The sequence below is a fragment of the Bacillus sp. TH17 genome, from assembly GCF_016651125.1.
Classification (GTDB): Bacteria; Bacillota; Bacilli; order Bacillales; family Bacillaceae_G; genus Bacillus_A; species Bacillus_A mycoides.
The window spans coordinates 1,056,715-1,075,108 of record NZ_JAEKEN010000001.1 but is presented as its reverse complement, the minus strand read 5'-3'; the positions used below and the strand labels follow the sequence as shown (position 1 = coordinate 1,075,108).

General features: G+C 35.9%; 20 protein-coding genes, 2 riboswitches and 1 other annotated feature. Of the genes, 4 read left to right on the top strand and 16 right to left on the bottom strand.

The features are described 5' to 3' along the window. Nucleotides 1-50 precede the first annotated feature (50 nt). A complete protein-coding gene (locus JFT95_RS05405) occupies nt 51-1,325 on the top strand; it encodes a murein hydrolase activator EnvC family protein (protein WP_002030690.1) in 1,275 nt (424 codons plus the stop codon). A 98-nt stretch (nt 1,326-1,423) separates the two neighbouring features. Then, nucleotides 1,424-1,588, top strand: coding sequence for a hypothetical protein (locus JFT95_RS05400; protein WP_003188170.1), 165 nt, complete (start codon nt 1,424-1,426; stop codon nt 1,586-1,588). A 32-nt stretch (nt 1,589-1,620) separates the two neighbouring features. Here the strand turns inward: JFT95_RS05400 and JFT95_RS05395 are convergent, their stop codons facing one another. The 12 genes from JFT95_RS05395 to JFT95_RS05340 form a co-directional block, all read right to left on the bottom strand. Continuing rightward, nucleotides 1,621-2,976, bottom strand: a complete 1,356-nt coding sequence (locus JFT95_RS05395) for a sodium-dependent transporter (protein ID WP_002140989.1) — start codon at nt 2,974-2,976, stop codon at nt 1,621-1,623. 111 nt (nt 2,977-3,087) lie between these two features. Further along, nucleotides 3,088-3,334, bottom strand: a binding site (T-box leader). Nucleotides 3,335-3,395: 61 nt separating this feature from the next. After that, nucleotides 3,396-4,013 carry an NAD(P)-binding protein gene (locus JFT95_RS05390; protein WP_201051658.1) on the bottom strand — a complete coding sequence of 206 codons (618 nt, stop codon included), beginning with the start codon at nt 4,011-4,013 and terminating at the stop codon, nt 3,396-3,398. Further along, nucleotides 3,988-4,740 (bottom strand): sirohydrochlorin chelatase, encoded by a 753-nt coding sequence (locus JFT95_RS05385; protein WP_016092989.1) that lies wholly within the window; start codon nt 4,738-4,740, stop codon nt 3,988-3,990. The genes JFT95_RS05390 and JFT95_RS05385 overlap by 26 nt, the downstream gene beginning before the upstream one ends. A gap of 1 nt (nt 4,741) precedes the next feature. After that, a complete protein-coding gene (gene cobA, locus JFT95_RS05380) occupies nt 4,742-5,518 on the bottom strand; it encodes a uroporphyrinogen-III C-methyltransferase (RefSeq protein ID WP_002030683.1) in 777 nt (258 codons plus the stop codon). An 84-nt stretch (nt 5,519-5,602) separates the two neighbouring features. After that, nucleotides 5,603-5,803 (bottom strand): DUF3906 family protein, encoded by a 201-nt coding sequence (locus JFT95_RS05375; RefSeq protein WP_000366913.1) that lies wholly within the window; start codon nt 5,801-5,803, stop codon nt 5,603-5,605. 10 nt (nt 5,804-5,813) lie between these two features. Next, on the bottom strand, nt 5,814-7,436 hold the full coding sequence (locus JFT95_RS05370) for a nitrite/sulfite reductase (protein ID WP_201051656.1): 1,623 nt from the start codon (nt 7,434-7,436) through the stop codon (nt 5,814-5,816). Nucleotides 7,437-7,447: 11 nt separating this feature from the next. After that, nucleotides 7,448-8,041, bottom strand: coding sequence for an adenylyl-sulfate kinase (gene cysC / locus JFT95_RS05365; protein WP_201051655.1), 594 nt, complete (start codon nt 8,039-8,041; stop codon nt 7,448-7,450). A gap of 12 nt (nt 8,042-8,053) precedes the next feature. Then, nucleotides 8,054-9,190, bottom strand: coding sequence for a sulfate adenylyltransferase (gene sat, locus JFT95_RS05360; protein WP_201051653.1), 1,137 nt, complete (start codon nt 9,188-9,190; stop codon nt 8,054-8,056). A gap of 39 nt (nt 9,191-9,229) precedes the next feature. After that, nucleotides 9,230-9,934 carry a phosphoadenylyl-sulfate reductase gene (locus tag JFT95_RS05355; protein WP_201051651.1) on the bottom strand — a complete coding sequence of 235 codons (705 nt, stop codon included), beginning with the start codon at nt 9,932-9,934 and terminating at the stop codon, nt 9,230-9,232. A gap of 87 nt (nt 9,935-10,021) precedes the next feature. Beyond that, on the bottom strand, nt 10,022-10,165 hold the full coding sequence (locus JFT95_RS05350; RefSeq protein ID WP_000116159.1) for a YezD family protein: 144 nt from the start codon (nt 10,163-10,165) through the stop codon (nt 10,022-10,024). A gap of 72 nt (nt 10,166-10,237) precedes the next feature. Next, nucleotides 10,238-10,346: riboswitch (SAM riboswitch) on the bottom strand. Nucleotides 10,347-10,463: 117 nt separating this feature from the next. Next, nucleotides 10,464-11,780, bottom strand: coding sequence for a diaminopimelate decarboxylase (gene lysA, locus JFT95_RS05345; protein ID WP_002030676.1), 1,317 nt, complete (start codon nt 11,778-11,780; stop codon nt 10,464-10,466). Between the two features lie 180 nt (nt 11,781-11,960). Beyond that, a riboswitch (Lysine riboswitch) is annotated at nt 11,961-12,142 on the bottom strand. Between the two features lie 89 nt (nt 12,143-12,231). Beyond that, on the bottom strand, nt 12,232-12,627 hold the full coding sequence (locus tag JFT95_RS05340; RefSeq protein WP_193339761.1) for a DUF3888 domain-containing protein: 396 nt from the start codon (nt 12,625-12,627) through the stop codon (nt 12,232-12,234). A gap of 253 nt (nt 12,628-12,880) precedes the next feature. Between JFT95_RS05340 and JFT95_RS05335 the strand changes: the two genes are divergently transcribed. Both JFT95_RS05335 and pssA read left to right on the top strand, forming a co-directional pair. Beyond that, nucleotides 12,881-14,767 carry an LTA synthase family protein gene (locus JFT95_RS05335; RefSeq protein WP_201051650.1) on the top strand — a complete coding sequence of 629 codons (1,887 nt, stop codon included), beginning with the start codon at nt 12,881-12,883 and terminating at the stop codon, nt 14,765-14,767. A 182-nt stretch (nt 14,768-14,949) separates the two neighbouring features. Then, complete coding sequence (pssA, locus tag JFT95_RS05330; RefSeq protein ID WP_002011698.1) at nt 14,950-15,651, top strand: CDP-diacylglycerol--serine O-phosphatidyltransferase; 702 nt, start codon at nt 14,950-14,952, stop codon at nt 15,649-15,651. Between the two features lie 32 nt (nt 15,652-15,683). On the opposite strand, the gene JFT95_RS05325 is transcribed toward pssA, so the two are convergent. From JFT95_RS05325 to hisE, 4 genes are all read right to left on the bottom strand, one after another. After that, the gene (locus tag JFT95_RS05325) at nt 15,684-16,655 is read right to left on the bottom strand and encodes a 2-hydroxyacid dehydrogenase family protein (protein WP_002086726.1); all 972 of its coding nucleotides are present in this window, start codon (nt 16,653-16,655) and stop codon (nt 15,684-15,686) included. A gap of 145 nt (nt 16,656-16,800) precedes the next feature. Continuing rightward, a complete protein-coding gene (locus tag JFT95_RS05320) occupies nt 16,801-16,965 on the bottom strand; it encodes a YozQ family protein (protein ID WP_201051648.1) in 165 nt (54 codons plus the stop codon). A gap of 68 nt (nt 16,966-17,033) precedes the next feature. Further along, entirely contained in the window at nt 17,034-18,053 is a 1,020-nt protein-coding gene (locus tag JFT95_RS05315) for a histidinol phosphate phosphatase domain-containing protein (RefSeq protein WP_201051646.1), read from the bottom strand. A gap of 12 nt (nt 18,054-18,065) precedes the next feature. Beyond that, the gene (hisE, locus tag JFT95_RS05310; protein WP_002011702.1) at nt 18,066-18,389 is read right to left on the bottom strand and encodes a phosphoribosyl-ATP diphosphatase; all 324 of its coding nucleotides are present in this window, start codon (nt 18,387-18,389) and stop codon (nt 18,066-18,068) included. Nucleotides 18,390-18,394 lie beyond the last annotated feature (5 nt).

Here is an 18,394-nt window from a genome sequence, read left to right as displayed (position 1 = left end):
CTCTTCTTCTTATGATATATAACATTCATAGGGAAAGGAGCAAGACAACCATGAAAAAGAAATTTGCAGCATTTAGTGTTTTAGCAGCTGGAACGATTTTCGTTTCCCCGTTACTTTCACCCGTATACGCTGAAACGAATGAGAATAAATTATCTAATATTCAATCCGAATTAGAAGGCAAACAAAATGACTTACAAAATAAATCAGCTGAGAAAGAACAAATAGAAAAAGAAATCCAGGAATTACAAAAGAAAATCGACGAATTAACTACTTCTATTAATAAAAACGAAGCTGAATTAAACGATACAAAAAAAGAAATTAGCAACACACAGCAAGTTATTACTGAAAAAAAGAAACATATAGAGCAATTACAAACGAACATAGATACACGGCAGGAAGTTATTAAACAACGACTACAATCTATGCAAGAAAAGCCTCGTACGAGTATCATTACAGAAGTAATAACAAGTTCTGCAAATATTGCCGATCTTGTTGATAATATGTATTCTGTAAGTTTAATTTTAAATAACGATACAGATATTGTGAAAAAGCAAACAAGTGATCAGAATGCTGTGACAACAGAAAAAGAAGCTGTTGAGAAAAAAGAGCAACAATTGAAAGAATCCGAGCAAAAATTAGTACAAAAACAACAAGAGTTACAAAGTAATCAACAACAGCAACAAACTTTTATTAACGATCTACATACGAAAGTAGCAAAAGTAGATTCAGAGATTGAAGGGTTAGAAGAATCAAAAGGCATTTTAGAAAACCAGCGTCAAGCTGTTCAAAAAGCAATTGAAGAAGAAAAACGTGCAGAAGAAGCGCGTAAAGCCGAAGAGGCACGTAAGGCTGAGGAAGCAAAAAAACAAGCCGCCGCTTCTGCTAAAGAAAGCACACAATCCGCACCAACACCGCAAGATACGAACAAAGGTGGATTTATTAAACCTGCCGCTGGATCGAAAACTTCAGGATTTGGTACACGTTCTTTAGATAACCATAAAGGAATCGATATCGCAGCTTCAGGAACAGTGCCAATTATTGCCGCTGCAGATGGCGTCGTTATCCGTTCAGAATTATCATCTAGTTACGGAAATGTTGTATACTTATCTCACCGTATAAACGGAAAAACATATACAACTGTATATGCACATATGAGTAGCCGCTCTGTATCTAATGGACAAACTGTAAAACAAGGCACTCAACTTGGCTTTATGGGGAACACTGGCCAATCATACGGACAACATTTACACTTCGAACTTCACCTTGGGGAATGGAATGTTGGTAAGACAAACGCAGTTGATCCGTCTCCTTATATCGGATTATAAAAAACTCGGTGCATACCGAGTTTTTTTTACTACTTCACACTTTTTAGGCGTTTTACATAAACTACAACTAAATGCCTATATTTTGCGGGGTGATAAATATGAATACACAATTACAAGAAGAAATAGAAGAAGCTAGAGAAACATACATTGGCCGGCTATTTACATTCGGCGGCTCAGCGTTATTTTTAATTGGATCATTTATCGCAGTTGTCACAGCTTATAAAGCATATAATCGCTTATTAAATACTTCTACAACACAATAAAAAGACGGAGAATCCACATCTCCGTCTTTTTATTATGCAAACATTTTAAATACGCCTATCGCATTTAAAAATACGATAATTACAGTTACCGGAATAACATAACGAAGTAAGAAGAACCAAATGTTAAATAATGTTTTCCCTTTCGTTTCCGTAACTTCTAATTCTTTCATTAATAACTCTTTACTCATTTTATTTGGTACGAATAGCGAAATGGCTAGCACTCCGAGTGGCAGTAATACATTACTTACCGAAAAATCGACGAAATCAAAGAATGTCTTACCAAATATTTTTACATCACTCATAATTCCAAACGATAACGCTGATGGAATACCAACTGCAAAAATAAGAATACCAATTAATAAAGAAGCTGACGGACGCTTCTTCTCATTATCTTTCGCAACAGATGCTACTACAATTTCAAGCATTGAAATCGCAGATGTTAAAGTCGCAAAGAAGAATAAAACTAAAAACATAATGAAGAAAAATTGTCCAAATGGAATTTTTGCAAAGACAGCAGGAAGAACGATAAACAGTAGCCCTGGTCCTTCTGTCGGTTTAACTCCTAATGCGAAAATCGCTGGGAAAATCGCTAATCCTGCAAGTACTGTAATAAATACAGTTAAACTTACAATAGATGTTGCTGATTTAGCTAAATGCTCTTCTTTCTTTAAATACGAACTATACGTTACCATTACCGAGGCACCTACCGTTAGTGAGAAGAAAGATTGCCCCATCGCATATAAAATCGTATCTGCTGTAAGCTTTGAAAAATCTGGTTTTAAGAAGAACTCTACCCCAGCCATAGCACCATCAAGTGTTAACGCACGAATAATGATAGCAATAAATAAAATGAATAATAGCGGCATCATGTACTTACTTGCTTTTTCTATGCCTTTTTCCACACCTTTACTAACAACAAAAATGGTACAAAGCATAAAGATGAATTGCGCCCCAATCGCACTTACTGGATTTGAAATTGTTTCAGCAAACAATTGTCCATAATCGACTACTCCGTTCCAGAAACTACCTGTGACACTATAGTATAAATAAAGTAAAATCCATCCACCTACAACACTATAAAAAGATAGTACGCTAAAACAAGTAACAACCCCCATACGACCAATCCAAGGATATAACTTGCTATTCGGTACTAATACTTTATAAGCTGTAACGGCCTCTTTTTGAGTACTACGGCCAATAACAAATTCAGCTAAAAGAAGAGGCATACCAATAAATAAAGTTAATAGTAAGAATACAAGGAAGAATGCGCCTCCCCCACCATTACCTGCAACATATGGAAACTTCCATATTGCACCAAGACCTACTGCGGCTCCGGCTGCTGCGAGTACAAAGCCAATTTTCGACGTCCATTGCTGTGTTTCTTTCATCATAAATTCTCCTTTTCTGAATATTATAACTTTTATCAATTATACACTTTCATTTCATACTCGCACACCTCCTTTAGAAAATAAAAAAGTCCCCTACACGCAAATATGCATGTAGAGGACGATATATGTAATAGAATACCGTGGTACCACCTCAATTGGATCAATAAATCCCACTTGTTCAGGTACAGGAAAATTCCGATACCCTATCCTTTTAACGGCGGAACCCGGGTTGCCTACTGCAATGTTCAGCATACCTCTCGCAAGCCCATTCTGTATATTTTATCGTACCGGGCTCACACCTTACCCCAGCTCTCTGAACGCATCAAATATACGTACTCTTCTTGCTCATCGATTTCATCTTTTGAAGTTACTTGTGATTATAAATTATATTTTTATATTTGTAAAGCACAATTCACTCACTATCTTATATAAATTCCCCTCTCTAATTCTTGTAAAAAAAGCTCTCTTTTTTGTTCACTTTGAATATATATCGACTTTAATACTTCTTGTAACAATATATTTTTTTGCCTTTTCTCTACTTGTAATTCTTTCACTTTTAGTCTAACTTCATATAAAAAATCAAGATACGATTCATACTTCTCATCATATTTATTTGCGATATCATCACGAATTTTTTTTGCAAGTTTCGGACTTGCCCCTCCAGTAGAAACAGCTACATTAAGCAATCCACGATGAATTGCCGCCGGAAAATGAACATTTCCACTTTCCGGATTCGTAATAACATTTACCAATTGATTCACTGCGGCATCTTCAGCAATTTGTTCATTTAGTACCGAATCACTAGTCGCTGCAACTACTAAAAAAGCATCTTTAATATCACTTTTCTCATACTCTCTTTGATACCAACGAATTTGCTTTTCTTCTACAAGTTTCACTAAATTTGCATCTAATTCTGTACTTACTACAACAATATCCGCACCTTGTTTTAGTAAAGGAATAATTTTAAACCCCGCTACTTTCCCTCCACCAATGACAACAACACGTTTCTTATCAACTCGCACTGTAAGTGGATACATATTGATCTCCCTTCAATATTTCCTCTGTTTTCTGAATTAACATCTCTCGAAACGCTACATTTTTTCCTAAATAGGGACTTATTTTTATCTCTTCCGACTCATATTGACGCACTTCTTTCTCAACATGTTTCATGAGTAAGCCTGTAAATAATAAGTAAGGTAACACAACAATGTTCCGTTCTTTTTGTTCTACAATTTCTTTCAACCTCTCATCAAACTTCGGCTCTGCGGCTGCTAAATAACAAACTTCCACCTCTTTAATGTTCTCTTCTTTTTGAAATAAAGAAGAAATCCACTTTATGTCTTGTAAAGTTTCCGGATCACTACTCCCTCTTGCAACGAGCAAAAGTGTTACTTCTTCCTTATAGTCTTTAATACCACTTCCGTTATATACCGCTTTTACAAGCACTTCTGATACACCAAATGGATTACCATACACTATTTTGATATCCGGATATTCCTCGTTTAACTTTCGTAATTCAAGCGGAATATCTTTCTTTACATGTCCTGCCGCTAATAAAAAAACAGGAATAGCGACAATCTCTGTAGCACCACGCTTCACACATGTACGAAATCCTTCTTCAATAGAAGGATTCGCTAGCTCTAAAAAACAAATTTCTTGAATATTTGCCTCTACACGGTTCATACATGACGTAATAAATGCAACCGCTTCTTCTTTTGCTGCTTTCAAACGGCTTCCATGACATATATATATAACAGCCTTCATTTTACAATACTCCGCTTACTTGATATGCATTTTCCGTTTGTTTCTCAAACCAATGTATCTTTTCTCTAAAACGGACAACTTCTCCAATAACAATCATACTCGGATTTTGAATTCGTTCTTTTTTGGCAACATCTACAATTGTTCCTAACGTCGCTGTAACAGTACGCTGCATAGATGTCGTTCCCCACTCAATGATAGCGGCAGGTGTACTTTGATCTTTTCCATGTTTTATTAGTTGTTCACATATGTAAGGTAAATTACTAACCCCCATATAGACCGCTAATGTATCTACACCTTTCGCTAAACTTTCCCACTTCACTTCCTCTTCAGCCCCTTCTTTCCGGTGCCCTGTCACAACAGCAAAACTTGCACTTGCATCGCGATGCGTTACTGGAATTCCAGCATAAGCAGGAGCAGCTATACCAGCTGAAATACCAGGAATAATTTCAAATGGGATACTTTGCTTTGCTAACGCTTCAGCTTCTTCTCCACCTCTTCCAAATACAAATGGATCTCCGCCCTTAAGTCTCGTTACAACTTTTCCTTTTTTCGCATATTTAATAAGAAATGTGTTAATTGTCTCTTGCTTCATCGTGTGATAATTTGGGAGTTTCCCGCAATAAATTAAATCCGCTTCAGGCTTTGCATGAGAAAGCAATTCTTTATTTACGAGACGGTCGTACAATATAACATCAGCCTTCTCGATGCATCTCAACCCTTTAACAGTAATTAAATCCGGATCACCAGGACCCGCCCCGACGATATAAACCTTCCCCATAATCTCTCCTCATTTCTACTATAAAATGAAACTTCCACTCTTCATCACGAATGGAAGTTACTATTATGTCGTATTACATGTTCTCTACTCATGAATAACAAATGCCGCCCCTTTTCGAATCTTCTTTTTTTCAAACAAAGAAATCTCTTTCACTTCTGGTAACGGTAAAAAATGTTTTTCAAGCTCAATTTCCGCAAGCTTAAATGCCTGTTCTTCACTCTGAGCAACGACAACAATTGGAACAATACTATTTACTAATACAGCTTCAAATCGATATAAGTCCATATTGCCCCTCCTAAGATGCTATTACTTCTTCTAATACACGATTTAGTACAATTTGTAATTCTTCCACTCCAACACGTCCTACGAAATCATAAAACGTTTCGGCTAGTAATTTATTCTTTTGGAAATAACTTAAAAAGGACACGAGAACATCCGGCAAATCTTCTCCATCTATTTTCCCTTTTAACTTTTCGTTATATGCTCCTCCGTCTAATAGTGTTCCGCCCACATATATTTCAAACGCCTCAACGATTCCCTTTTCCTTCGTTTTCAGTTTTATCCCTTGCAAACCAATATCAGCAATTTGACGTTGACCACATGAGTTCGGGCATCCTACCATATGAATTCGAACTGGAACATCGAGTGCAATTTGTGTATCTAAGTACTCTGCGATTTTGCGTAATCTTTCTTTCGTTTCTACTAACGCAAGATTGCAATACTCAATGCCAGTACATGAAACCGCATGACCGATAAACGATTTCGGATTTGCTGAAATTGCTTCAAACAACGGTTCACTTAATAATCCTGCAACATTTTCTGGCGGAACATTCGGAATAATGAAGTTTTGAGAGTTACAAGTTCGAATTTGCCCGTTTCCATATTTCTTTGCAATTCTTGCAATCTCAAACATTTCCTCTGCGTGTAAACGCCCTACTGGTACATTAAAGCCGACATACTTTAATCCTGCTTGTTTTTGATCTTGAACGCCATAAAAGTATCCTGCATTCCAGCCTTTGAGAGCACTTTCCCCTTTACTTTGCAATGGGCCTGTGTATTCTACTAGTTTCTCTTTAAATTTCTCAGCGCCCCAGTCAGCGACAAGAAATTTCAAACGTGCTAAGTGGCGTTTTTCACGATATCCAAAATCACGGAATATAGTAGCAATTGCAATCGACACTGCCTTCACTTCTTCTGGTAAAACGAATACATCTAATTCTTCCGCTAAGTATGGACGAGCTGATAATCCTCCGCCTATTTTTATATGAAACCCAACCTTTTCCTCACCATTTATTTCTTTCTTAGCAGGTGTAAACGCCACACAGTTAATCTCTGCATTTGCTGAATTATAAATGTTAGAACTAATAGACATTTTGAATTTACGTGGTAGATTAGAAAACTCTTCATTATGTTGGAAGTAATCGTATATTTCTTTAACAATCGATGTTGTATCAAATAGTTCATTCGCATCAATTCCAGCAAGTGGATTACCTGTAATATTACGCGTAATATCACCGCATGCCCCTGCTGAAGATAAACCAACTCTAGCTAACCTCTTAAAAATATCCGGAATTTGCCCAATTTCTAACCAATGAAACTGAATCGCCTGTCTTGTCGTAATATCTAACACATCACGCCCATAATCTTCAGCAATGGAAGCCAACACCTCTGCCTGCGCATTTGTAATAATTCCAGAAGGAATGTTGACACGCATCATAAAATAGCCCGCTTCTTTCGGTCTTTGCAAATACAATCCCGCCCATTTAAAAGCGTCCCACTCTTCTTTCGGAATAGATTCAAATCCATTCTCCGCATAGTAAGGAATATCATTAAAGATTTCTAATCCGTCTTTCTCTAATTTCTTTTTCTCTGTTTGATTTAATTTTTCATTATTAGCCCACACTTTTTCATAACTCATCTTTTATCCCCCTATATGAAACTACGCTCTTGCAAGTACTTCACAATTTGCTCTGCACATTCTTCAATAGAATACTTGTGCGTTTCTACAATTAATTCTGCTTGTTTTGGTTCCTCATACGGTGAATCAACACCAGTAAACTCTTTAATATCACCTTGTCTCGCTTTTTTGTATAACCCTTTTGGATCACGTTTTTCACACTCTTCAATTGGACATTTTACAAACACTTCTATAAACTCATCTGCCGCTAATAAATCCCTAACTTGTTTTCGATCTACTTGAAATGGTGAAATAAACGCTGTAAGGACAACAGTACCTTGATCTACAAATAGCTTTGCCACTTCGCCAATACGTCTTATATTTTCCATACGATCACTTTCAGAAAAACCTAAGTCTTTATTTAAACCGTGCCGAATGTTATCCCCATCTAGCACATAATTTCCGATATTCTTTTCAAATAGTTTACGAGCAACCGCATTCGCTACTGTAGATTTGCCCGAAGCTGATAAACCAGTAAACCAAACTACAAAACTGTGATGCCCATTCTTCACTCTTCTCTCATCTTTTGAAACAGAAGCTGTATGCCAAGTAATATTCTTATCCATCTCATTCTCTCCCTATTCTGTTACTACTTCTTTTTTCAAACCTTTAATTAGCACTTCCACTACTTCTTTACGACTAAATGTACTTGGCGGAATCTCACCATTCCTTAACATTTCTCGTACTTTCGTACCCGATAAGATGACACGGTCTTCTTTTCCATGCGGACATGTTTTCGTTGAAGCCATTGCTTCACATTTCGTGCAGTAAAAACTATGTTCAAAAAATAACGGCGTAATCCCTAACTCTTCTACTGTAAAATTCGTAAAGATTTCCTGCGCTTCATATGTTCCGTAATAGTCCCCTATCCCAGCATGATCACGCCCTACAATAAAGTGGGTACAACCAAAGTTCTTTCTTACTAGTGCATGAAATATCGCTTCCCTTGGTCCTGCGTAACGCATTGCTGCAGGAAATACACCTAAAAAGACACGATCTTTCGGATAATAGTTTTGAAGTAATACTTCATAGCTTTCCATCCTTACATCAGCAGGAATATCATCTGACTTCGTTTCCCCAACGAGCGGATTTAAAAAGAGACCATCTACAATTTCAAGGGCAGATTTTTGAATATACTCATGGGCACGATGTACTGGGTTTCTCGTTTGAAATCCAACTACTGTTTTCCAACCGCGTTTTTTAAATTCTTCTCTCGTTTCAATTGGATCTAAATGATAAGAAGGAAACGGATTATTTCCAAAGCGTTTTGTAAGAATAATAGCTCCTCCAACGTAAACGTTTGGTCGTTCATATAATTTTTTCACACCTGGATGTGCTTCATCCGTCGTTTTATATACAAGTAACGCTTCTTTTTCTTTATCTGGTACAAAAATATCTTCTATTTGAATAACACCATATACATTTCCTGCGTTGACAAGTTTTACTTCCTCTCCAGCCTGCAGTTTCTCGGCTACTTCTTCTGTTACCGGTAGTGTAATCGGTATACTCCATACGCTACCATTTGCTGAACGCAGCGTTTCTACTACTGAATCATAATCTCTCTTCCCTAAAAATCCTGTAAGAGGGCTATATCCTCCTGTCGCCAAAAGTTCTAAATCACTAAGTGCAATTTTGTCTATCTCGATTTCCTTTACAATGTTCGATATTTCATATGTTTCATCAATGCGGTTTACTAATTCATTTGTTGTACTCATCTTCTTATATCCCTTCTTAGCTTTATTTCAAAATCTATCTCATTGAAAGTGAAGGCCACATTCCGTCTTCATTTTCCCAGCCCATCTTCCATCTCTTGAGTTGCCACCATCACCTACAGGTAATGTACATTTCTCACACCCAATACTCGGATAGCCAACATCATGCAATGGGTTATACGGCAAACTATGTTTATATACATATCGCCAAACTTCTTTCCAAGTCCAATGAATGAGCGGACAAACTTTAATAGATTGAAAACGACGATCTTGATTTATAAACTGTGTATGCTTACGCGTTTCTGATTGTTCCCTTCTTAAGCCTGATATCCACGCTTTTTCCGCTGCTAATGATTTTTCTAACGGTAAAATTTTTCTAATACTACAGCAAAGATTCGGATTACTTTCCCATAACTTCTCTCCATGAAGCTTCGCTTGTTCATCGAGTGTAAGTTCTGGCTGTTTTTCTATAATATTTAATGAAGGAAATCTCTCGCGTACCTTCTTAATTAATTCGTACGTTTCTTGAAAATGAACATTTGTATCCAAAAATACAACTTTAGCAGATGGATTTACTTGGTTTATAAGATGCAATAAAACCATTCCCTCCAACCCAAAGCTACATGCATATACAATTTCATCTTTATATTCGTTATAAGCCCAACTTAATACTGATAGCGCGCCTTTCGTTTCATCTTCTTCAGAAAATGAAACACTATTTTCTTTCCACGTTTCGTACGTCAACATGTTTTTTCCCCCTGTAAAAGCAAAAAGACGGCTTTAACCTATTAAAAATAGATTAAAACCGCCTCTAGTTTTTCTAGTCAGCGCTTTTTACTTTAAACGAACCTTTTCACTTTTTTCTAATTGAATCACTTTTCCATCTTGCACAACAATTGTAATGGAACCATATTTCATATCAGCAAGCATCGCTTGAATTTTCTCAGATACTTCATCAAAATGCTCCCGTACGCTCACGCAAACAGCCCCCCTTTTTATTCATAAAAAAAATCTTTCCCATTTCGAAAAGACTGTTCGGTAATATATTTTACCTTATCTTTCAAAATGGATTCCATTTTGCTGGATTTAGCACCTTGCTTTCTATAAGCAGGTTGCCGAGCTTCGTAGGGCCAGTTCCCTCAGCTTCTCTTGATAAGCTTTGTATTTGTATTTTATCACAATTCTGTTTTTTTTCAATCCTAGTTTTCCGATATATTTAATTATTTTTCTTTTTTTAAAAGGAGTTGCCTTTACTAGACAACTCCTTCTTTCTCATTCACACCAGTTCTTTAATACGTATGCGATCGTTCCCAATGATATTTTCATATGTTTCACGTTCTACGACAATTTGTGACGTCCCGCCTTTTGCAAAGACGACAGCTGGTCTACGAATACGATTATAATTATTCGCCATCGAGTACCCATATGCCCCCGTACAAGAAATTGCTAGTAAATCAGAAGAAGCAACTTGCGGTAAGTTAATATCCCAAATCAGCATATCTCCACTTTCACAGCATTTCCCAGCAATCGAAACGAGTTCCTCATTCTCATCATTCCCTCGATTCGCCAACATCGCCTCATAACGGGCTCCGTATAGAGCTGGTCTTAAATTATCTGTCATTCCACCATCGACTGAAACATATTTCCGAATGCCAGGAATCTCTTTCACCGCTCCGACTGTATAAAGTGTTGTTCCCGCATCACCTACGATACTACGACCTGGTTCAACCCATATTTCTGGAAGCGGATATTCACATAATGTAAATTGTTCTCTTATCGTACTTGTTACAGCGTGCACATACGTTTCAAGTGTTAACGGTGTATCTGAATCCGTATAACGTATACCGAAACCTCCGCCCACATTTAATACTTTCATCACATAATGTGTTCGCTCTCTCACTTCTTCTAAAAATTGGCGGAGTACTTCAATTGCTCGAACAAATCCAGCCGTTTCAAATATTTGTGATCCGATGTGCGAGTGAATTCCTAGCACATTATAATTTGATTTTTGCAAGGCAAGCTCAATTGCTTGCATCGCTTGACCATTTGAAACACCAAATCCAAATTTCGAATCCTCTTGACCTGTTGTTATATATTCGTGTGTATGTGCCTCTACTCCAGGCGTTACACGGATTAATATGTTCACAAATTTCCCATGTTGCATTGCTAAATCATGTAAGATTTCTAATTCTAAGAAATTATCTACTACAAAACAACCGATATTCGCCTGAAGAGCCATAATCATTTCTTCTTCTGTTTTATTATTTCCGTGAAAATGAATACGCGATGCCGGAAAACCAGCTTGGAGCGCAGTATATAATTCTCCTCCAGAAACAACATCTAAAGACATATTCTCTTCACGAGCTACTCGGCACATCTCCATGCACAAGAACGCCTTGCTTGCATATGCTACTTGATAAGAGAAACCACTTTCTTTAAAAGCACGATGAAACGCGCGGCACTTTCCTCGAATAGACTCTTCATCGTATACATAAAGTGGTGTTCCGTATTGTTTTGCTAGTTGCGTCGTATCGCACCCACCAATTTCTAAGTGTCCTTGCCCATTGATTCGGCTTGTGCCGTGTAAATACATTTAAATTCCTCCCTTATTTCCTCTAAAACTCATAACCCCAATCTTCTATTCATTGCAGCACGCTTTTAGATAGACAAAAAACGCGCGGAACAATGTTCACACGCGTTTCTTATTAGGAAAAATATATATTGAAAAAATAAACGAGTTGTTATCTCCTCAAAATAAGAAACCGCATCAACATCTCCAAATAGCTCTTCATAAAATAAATCTTATGACAGTACTACATTTATTCAATGCAGTCCCAATATATGAATAAGATGGTTATTCTTATATTTCGGCAATAGTCCCTTTCAACCTATGATCACAGATTCCATTAAATCTCCCATAGCTTACTCTTTCCTATCGCGGCCTCTACCTTTGAGAGTAGATGAGGTAAGTCTATTTAATTTTCAAACATCTAATTGTTGCTATTAACCATACCAAAGGACCATTTTATTTGTCAAACAATTTTTTATATTGTTTTTTTACAGTTTAATTTTGTATCATTTGGTAAGCGCTTTACTGAAACCTTTGTCACTTCCCATTCGCCCTCTTCGTTATTAAATGTAATCGTTACCTTCTCAAATGGTGGAACAATTTTCCCACCAACCTGTTCATACTTCGTTACTTCAATACTCGCTTGAAATAAATATGTACCACTATACACTTTTTTTAAACTAATAATTTTAGGACATTGATAAGACTTCAAGCTCCCATATTGTTTTTCAATTGCCTTATTTATTTTTGGAAATAAAACAGAATAAAGGGCATCTTCCATAAGGGGTGCATCATATTGTGCTACCGACACACTCGGTGAAGCAAAAAGTATAACACTACTGCATACTATAAAATATAATAATTTTCGCATTATAACCTCCGTTTTATTACTCGATTCTTTTTGCGCACGATAATTATCATACATAGAAACTCCGTTTTATTGTCTCCCACTGCCCTTTTTCTACTCAATTATTATAAAAAAGCCCACAACTCTCTTTTATTTTCGTATAATGATACTCATAGTATAATAAACATAATAATAAAGGACTGTTCGTATATATAAAATGAGGCGCTAATCAAACCGGCTCACAAGAACCGTCATGCTTTTAGGAGAGGAGTATATTATGCTACAAAATCTGTTTCCAAAACTGCGATTTGCACTAGTTGCAGTCGTTTTATTATGGATAAAAACATATATTGTGTACAAGCTAGCATTTGATATTAGAATTGATAACTTCTTTGAAGAGTTTATGCTTTTTATTAACCCACTAGCTTCGTTACTTTTATTTTTTGGTTTCGCTTTACTTGCATCTAAGTACCGAAACCGAATTATTATTGTAATTAGTTTTATACTGTCATTTATTTTATTTGGAAATGCAATGTTTTACGGGTTCTATAACGATTTTGTTACTTTCCCTGTTTTATTCCAAACAAATAATATGGCTGACTTAGGGACGAGTATAAAAGAACTATTTACGTATAAAACATTACTTTTATTTGCAGACGCAATTATTTTAATGTTTATTTCGCGTAAATTCCCATCATTTGGTGATAAAACACCCCTTTCTCGCTCTGAGAAGCGAACTTTCTTTAGCGGTGTAACAGTATTATTAGCACTACAAATTGTTGTTTCAGTTATATATAAACCACAAATGTTCTCACGCTCATTTGATCGTCAAACTGTCGTGAAAAATTTAGGGTTATACACATATCATCTATTTGATATTACACTTCAATCTAAGTCTTCAGCTGAGCGTGTATTTGCAAGTGGAGACGGGTTCTCTGAAATTAAAAACTATACAGACTCAAAAGATAAACAAGTTGATAAAAACTTATTTGGAGCTGCAAAGGGTAAAAATGTAATTTTAATTTCAATGGAATCTACACAAAGTTTTGTTATTAATAAAAAAATAAATGGAAAAGAGATTACTCCATTTTTAAATGAGTTTATTAAAGATAGTTTTTATTTCGATAACTTCTATCATCAAACGGGACAAGGTAAAACTTCTGATGCTGAATTTATCGTTGAAAATTCCCTTTATCCGTTAGACCGTGGTTCTGTATTCTTTACTCATGCAACAAATGAATACACTGCCACACCAGAACAATTAAAGAAATACGGATATTCTTCTGCTGTCTTCCATTCAAACGATAAAACGTTTTGGAATCGTGACATAATGTATCCTGCGCTTGGATATGATCGTTACTTTAATTTAAATGATTACGTAGGAACGGAACAAATGTCTGTCGGTTGGGGATTAAAAGATAAAGAGTTCTTTGAGCAATCTATTCCAAAGTTAAAATCTTTACCACAACCGTTCTATACAAAATTCATTACGTTAACAAACCATTTTCCATTTCTTCTAAATCCAGAAGATCAATATGTTGATGAATTTAATTCCGAAAGTGGTGTTTTAAATCGCTACTTCCCAACCGTTCGTTACACGGATGAAGCTCTTAAATTATTTATTAAACAATTGAAAGACGAAGGACTATATGATAATTCCGTTATTGTCATTTATGGTGATCATTACGGCATTTCTGAAAACCATAATACAGCTATGGCTCAGTTCCTTGGGAAAGACGCTATTACACCGTTTGATTCTATGCAATTACAACGCGTCCCTCTCATTATTCATGTGCCTGGCCAAGAAGGAAAGGTCATCTCTAAAGTATCTGGTCAAATTGATATTAAACCAACGTTACTTCATTTACTTGGTATTAAAACAAATCAATCCGTAGAATTTGGAACAGACTTATTTACGAAAGAAAAAGACCCTCTTATGGTAATGCGGGACGGCAGTTTTGTTTCGGAAGATTATGTTTATACAAAAAATATGTGCTATAAAAGAAGCACAGGTGAAGAAGCTGATTTAACACTATGTCAGCCTTATATTGAAAAAGCAAAAACAGAATTAAAATTATCCGACAAACTCATTTATGGAGATTTATTAAGATTTGATCCTAACAATCGATATAAAACCGGAACGATGACAACGAAATTTGAATAGTGTAGGAAGCAACTTTACAAAAGTTGCTTCCTTTTTTTACTTATTTTTCAAATTTCTCTTCTATACAATCTTTCACAAATTGGGAATTTTTTTCGTCTGAGAAAGAAATTTATGGTATGATAAAATAAGTAAACTTTCATACACTAATTAAGAATTTATAACAGAAAGCAAGGGATCAGATTTTGTATAGAGCAGCTATTCCAAACTTATTTACGCTCGGGAATTTATATAGCGGATTTTTGTCAATCGGCTATGCATCTTTAGGATATTATAAATCAGCTGCTATTTTAGTACTGATCGGGATGATGTTAGATAGTCTTGATGGTCGTGTCGCTCGTTTATTACGCGTTGATTCACAAATGGGAAAAGAGCTTGATTCACTCGCGGATGTTGTAACATTTGGCGCAGCACCTGCTGTTTTAATGTATTACACATCTTTTTCCAACTACGGAATCATTGGACTATACATAGCGGGATTATTCCCTCTGTTCGGAGCATATCGCTTAGCACGATTTAATGTAACACCATCTTCTACTTCTATGAAATATTTCACTGGAGTTCCGATTACTGCAGCAGGAGGGCTTGTTGCTTTCTTAACATTATTTTCACATACCATTCCAAAAATCGTTCTCATTACCGTATTTGTAACGTTCGCATTTTTAATGGTGAGCCGTGTTCGTATCCCAAGTTTAAAAGATGTACCAATTCCACGATATAGCATAATTATTACACTATTTTTAGTTGGAATTATTATCACAATGTACCAAACAAGTTTTGGCAACATTTCTGTTTTCTTATTCATTGCCATTCCACTATACATTTTGTATATGTTATCTCAATTTATTAGACAAAGACCTTCTAAAAAAGCGAATAAAGAAAAATAAAAAAACCTTCCGTATTTCGGAAGGTTTCTTTTTTATTTTGTAACTAATACTTTTTGATTTACAGGTGTTACAGGTTCTTCACCATTTAATACAGCTAAAATATTTCTTACTGCCATTTCAGCCATTGCATCACGTGTTTCGAATGTTGCATTTCCTACGTGAGGAGCAAGTACTACATTCTTTAATCCTTTTAGCTCTTCTGTAATTTTCGGTTCAAATTCAAATACGTCAAGAGCTGCACCTTCAATTTCATTCGTTTTTAGTGCATGAGCAAGTGCTGATTCATTCATAATTGGTCCACGTGAAGCATTTATAATATATGCTGTTTTCTTCATCATTTTAAACTGTTCTTCATCAATCATATGATGTAATTTCGGATTATAAGCACAGTTAATTGTAATAAAGTCCGCTGTTTGTAATAATTCTTCCAACGTTACGTATGTCGCTTCCAGTTCACTTTCAGCTTCAGGCTTTCGATTTGGTCCTGTATATAAAACATTCATTCCAAATGCTCTCGCACGCTTTGCAACTGCCTTCCCGATTTCTCCAAGGCCAATAATTCCGATTGTCTTACCGTGTACTTCGCGGCCCAAGAAGAATAACGGTGCCCATCCGTTAAATCCAGTTGTACGACATAACGTATCACCTTCAGGAATTCTACGTGCCGCTGCTAAAAGAAGTGCAAACGTTAATTCTGCTGTCGCTTCAGTTGATACTTTCGGCGTATTTGTAACAGCAATACCCTTTTCTCCAGCATATGTGTAATCAATATTATCGTAACCAGCACCATAATTTGCGATAATTTTCAAGTTTGGTGCTGCGTCAATAACCTCTTTCGATACCTTCGTAGAAAGTAAGCTTAAAAGTGCATCTTTATCTTTTACACGTTCTGCTAACTCTTCTACACTAATTAATTCTTCTTTATTGTACATTTCTACATCATGATTTTTCAATAATTCTAATCCGATTTCTGGAATTTTCCCTGCTACTAATATTTTCGCCAACTACTAACACCTCTTCTATACAAAATATGATATCTCTTATATTTCATTGTAAGAAATCTACATATAAAAACCAAGGAATTTGATTATAGTTTTGAAAATCGACACTTTTCCATAAAAAAAGAGGAGATGCAACTCTCCCCTCTTTTTACGCTTTTTCTTGCGATTCTTTCCCAAGCTTCGCATCGATTGTTCCTTCTGTAACTGTATCGCTAATTTGTTCCTCAATAACTGAGTTAGCAGTATTATTTGTTTCAGAAGTATAGGCTTGATCTGCCGCTTGTACGTTTTGTTTATTTTGTTGTTTCACCATTTTTCATCCTCCTTTTCATTCTTTCTTATTTTGAACAAAAAGGGTGATTTTCATCAAAAAATCGTGTTTCATTTTGAAATTATTACTTCTTCTTCAAGCAATCTCATCGTTCTTACTCGTTTCGTAAATGTAGCTATGTGAGAAATATCATGATTGCGTAATGTCTTTATATTCTCTTCCACATACTTTCCTAAATCATTCGGATAATGGGCATCTGAGGATAGAGTAATCGGAACTCCATGCTTAGCTAATACTTGTAAATAAAGCGGACTTGGGCACATTTCGCGCACAGGATATCGATAGTACAATCCCGCATTTATTTCTGTTGCTGTATTTGTTTCCACTAACGCACGAGCAATTTCCTTATAATAAGAAAGCTGTTCATTCTCATCTAACCGGTAATTAAATACTTTTATGTTATCGAGGTGAGCTATAATATCAAAAAGCTCGGAACGAACAGCACTTTCAACTGTAGCGAAAAACGTGTGATATAAAGTATGTAACTCATGCGTACCAAAATACTCTTTCGTATCTGGATTATCAAATCCCCATCCATCTATAAAATGGACCGAACCGATTACATAATCAAAGTCTCCTAATGCTAGTAAACCTTTTAACTCTTGTTCACCCCCGATAAAATAATCCGCTTCAATTCCAAGTTTGAGCGTTATCCCTCGTTTACTCCATCGCTCTTTTGCCTCTTCAATCGCCTTTGTAAAATCATAAATAGACGTTACTCTTACTTGATCTAACCATTCTTTTTGCAGACGACCAAGCCTAGAATCACTAATATCTACATACTTTTCATAATATCCTTTCGCTTCATGAAAACGATATAAATGATCGACAATACCAACTTCTTTTATACCTTTTCGCACAGCTTCTTCTAAATATAAATCAATCCATTTCGCTGTAAATGGACCTTCCTTCACACGTCTTTGCAGGCGTTCTTGTGTTTTCATAAGCCATTCCATAGAATGTTTTTCTTCTTTAAGCGGTTCAAAATATTGTAGCGCATCATTTACTTTAGCTAGCCACCCTATTGAATATGGTCCTTCTTCTAAATGAATGTGATAGTCCACTTTCATCCATATTCCCCCTTATAATGTATCTATTTCTCTTCTGTCCCCTACTCGCGAAAGCTTTCCATTTCTTTCTTTCACTTCTTGCATGACATCTTCTAATGGAATATTTTTTTCGGCTAATAGAACAAAACAGTGATAGAACACATCAACCATTTCTTTTACTATTTCTTCTTTATCATTATTTTTAGACGCAATAATTACTTCGGTGCACTCCTCACCAATTTTCTTTAAAATTTTATCTTCACCTTTTGAAAATAAATAATTCGTATATGATTCAGAGAGTGGATTTTTCTTTCGTTCTTCAATTGTTTCAAATAATAACTTAAGGATATCTTCCATATGTA

Bases quoted from the DNA above. Each gene is read 5' to 3' on its own strand.
- hisE (WP_002011702.1), bottom strand. From the start codon at position 18,389: ATGGAAGATATCCTTAAGTTATTATTTGAAACAATTGAAGAACGAAAG.
- JFT95_RS05400 (WP_003188170.1), top strand. From the start codon at position 1,424: ATGAATACACAATTACAAGAAGAAATAGAAGAAGCTAGAGAAACATAC.
- JFT95_RS05405 (WP_002030690.1), top strand. From the start codon at position 51: ATGAAAAAGAAATTTGCAGCATTTAGTGTTTTAGCAGCTGGAACGATT.
- sat (WP_201051653.1), bottom strand. From the start codon at position 9,190: ATGAGTACAACAAATGAATTAGTAAACCGCATTGATGAAACATATGAA.
- cobA (WP_002030683.1), bottom strand. From the start codon at position 5,518: ATGGGGAAGGTTTATATCGTCGGGGCGGGTCCTGGTGATCCGGATTTA.
- JFT95_RS05385 (WP_016092989.1), bottom strand. From the start codon at position 4,740: ATGAAGGCTGTTATATATATATGTCATGGAAGCCGTTTGAAAGCAGCA.
- JFT95_RS05335 (WP_201051650.1), top strand. From the start codon at position 12,881: ATGCTACAAAATCTGTTTCCAAAACTGCGATTTGCACTAGTTGCAGTC.
- JFT95_RS05390 (WP_201051658.1), bottom strand. From the start codon at position 4,013: ATGTATCCACTTACAGTGCGAGTTGATAAGAAACGTGTTGTTGTCATT.
- JFT95_RS05320 (WP_201051648.1), bottom strand. From the start codon at position 16,965: ATGGTGAAACAACAAAATAAACAAAACGTACAAGCGGCAGATCAAGCC.
- JFT95_RS05315 (WP_201051646.1), bottom strand. From the start codon at position 18,053: ATGAAAGTGGACTATCACATTCATTTAGAAGAAGGACCATATTCAATA.
- JFT95_RS05375 (WP_000366913.1), bottom strand. From the start codon at position 5,803: ATGGACTTATATCGATTTGAAGCTGTATTAGTAAATAGTATTGTTCCA.
- JFT95_RS05395 (WP_002140989.1), bottom strand. From the start codon at position 2,976: ATGAAAGAAACACAGCAATGGACGTCGAAAATTGGCTTTGTACTCGCA.
- lysA (WP_002030676.1), bottom strand. From the start codon at position 11,780: ATGTATTTACACGGCACAAGCCGAATCAATGGGCAAGGACACTTAGAA.
- JFT95_RS05355 (WP_201051651.1), bottom strand. From the start codon at position 9,934: ATGTTGACGTACGAAACGTGGAAAGAAAATAGTGTTTCATTTTCTGAA.
- JFT95_RS05340 (WP_193339761.1), bottom strand. From the start codon at position 12,627: ATGCGAAAATTATTATATTTTATAGTATGCAGTAGTGTTATACTTTTT.
- JFT95_RS05370 (WP_201051656.1), bottom strand. From the start codon at position 7,436: ATGAGTTATGAAAAAGTGTGGGCTAATAATGAAAAATTAAATCAAACA.
- cysC (WP_201051655.1), bottom strand. From the start codon at position 8,041: ATGGATAAGAATATTACTTGGCATACAGCTTCTGTTTCAAAAGATGAG.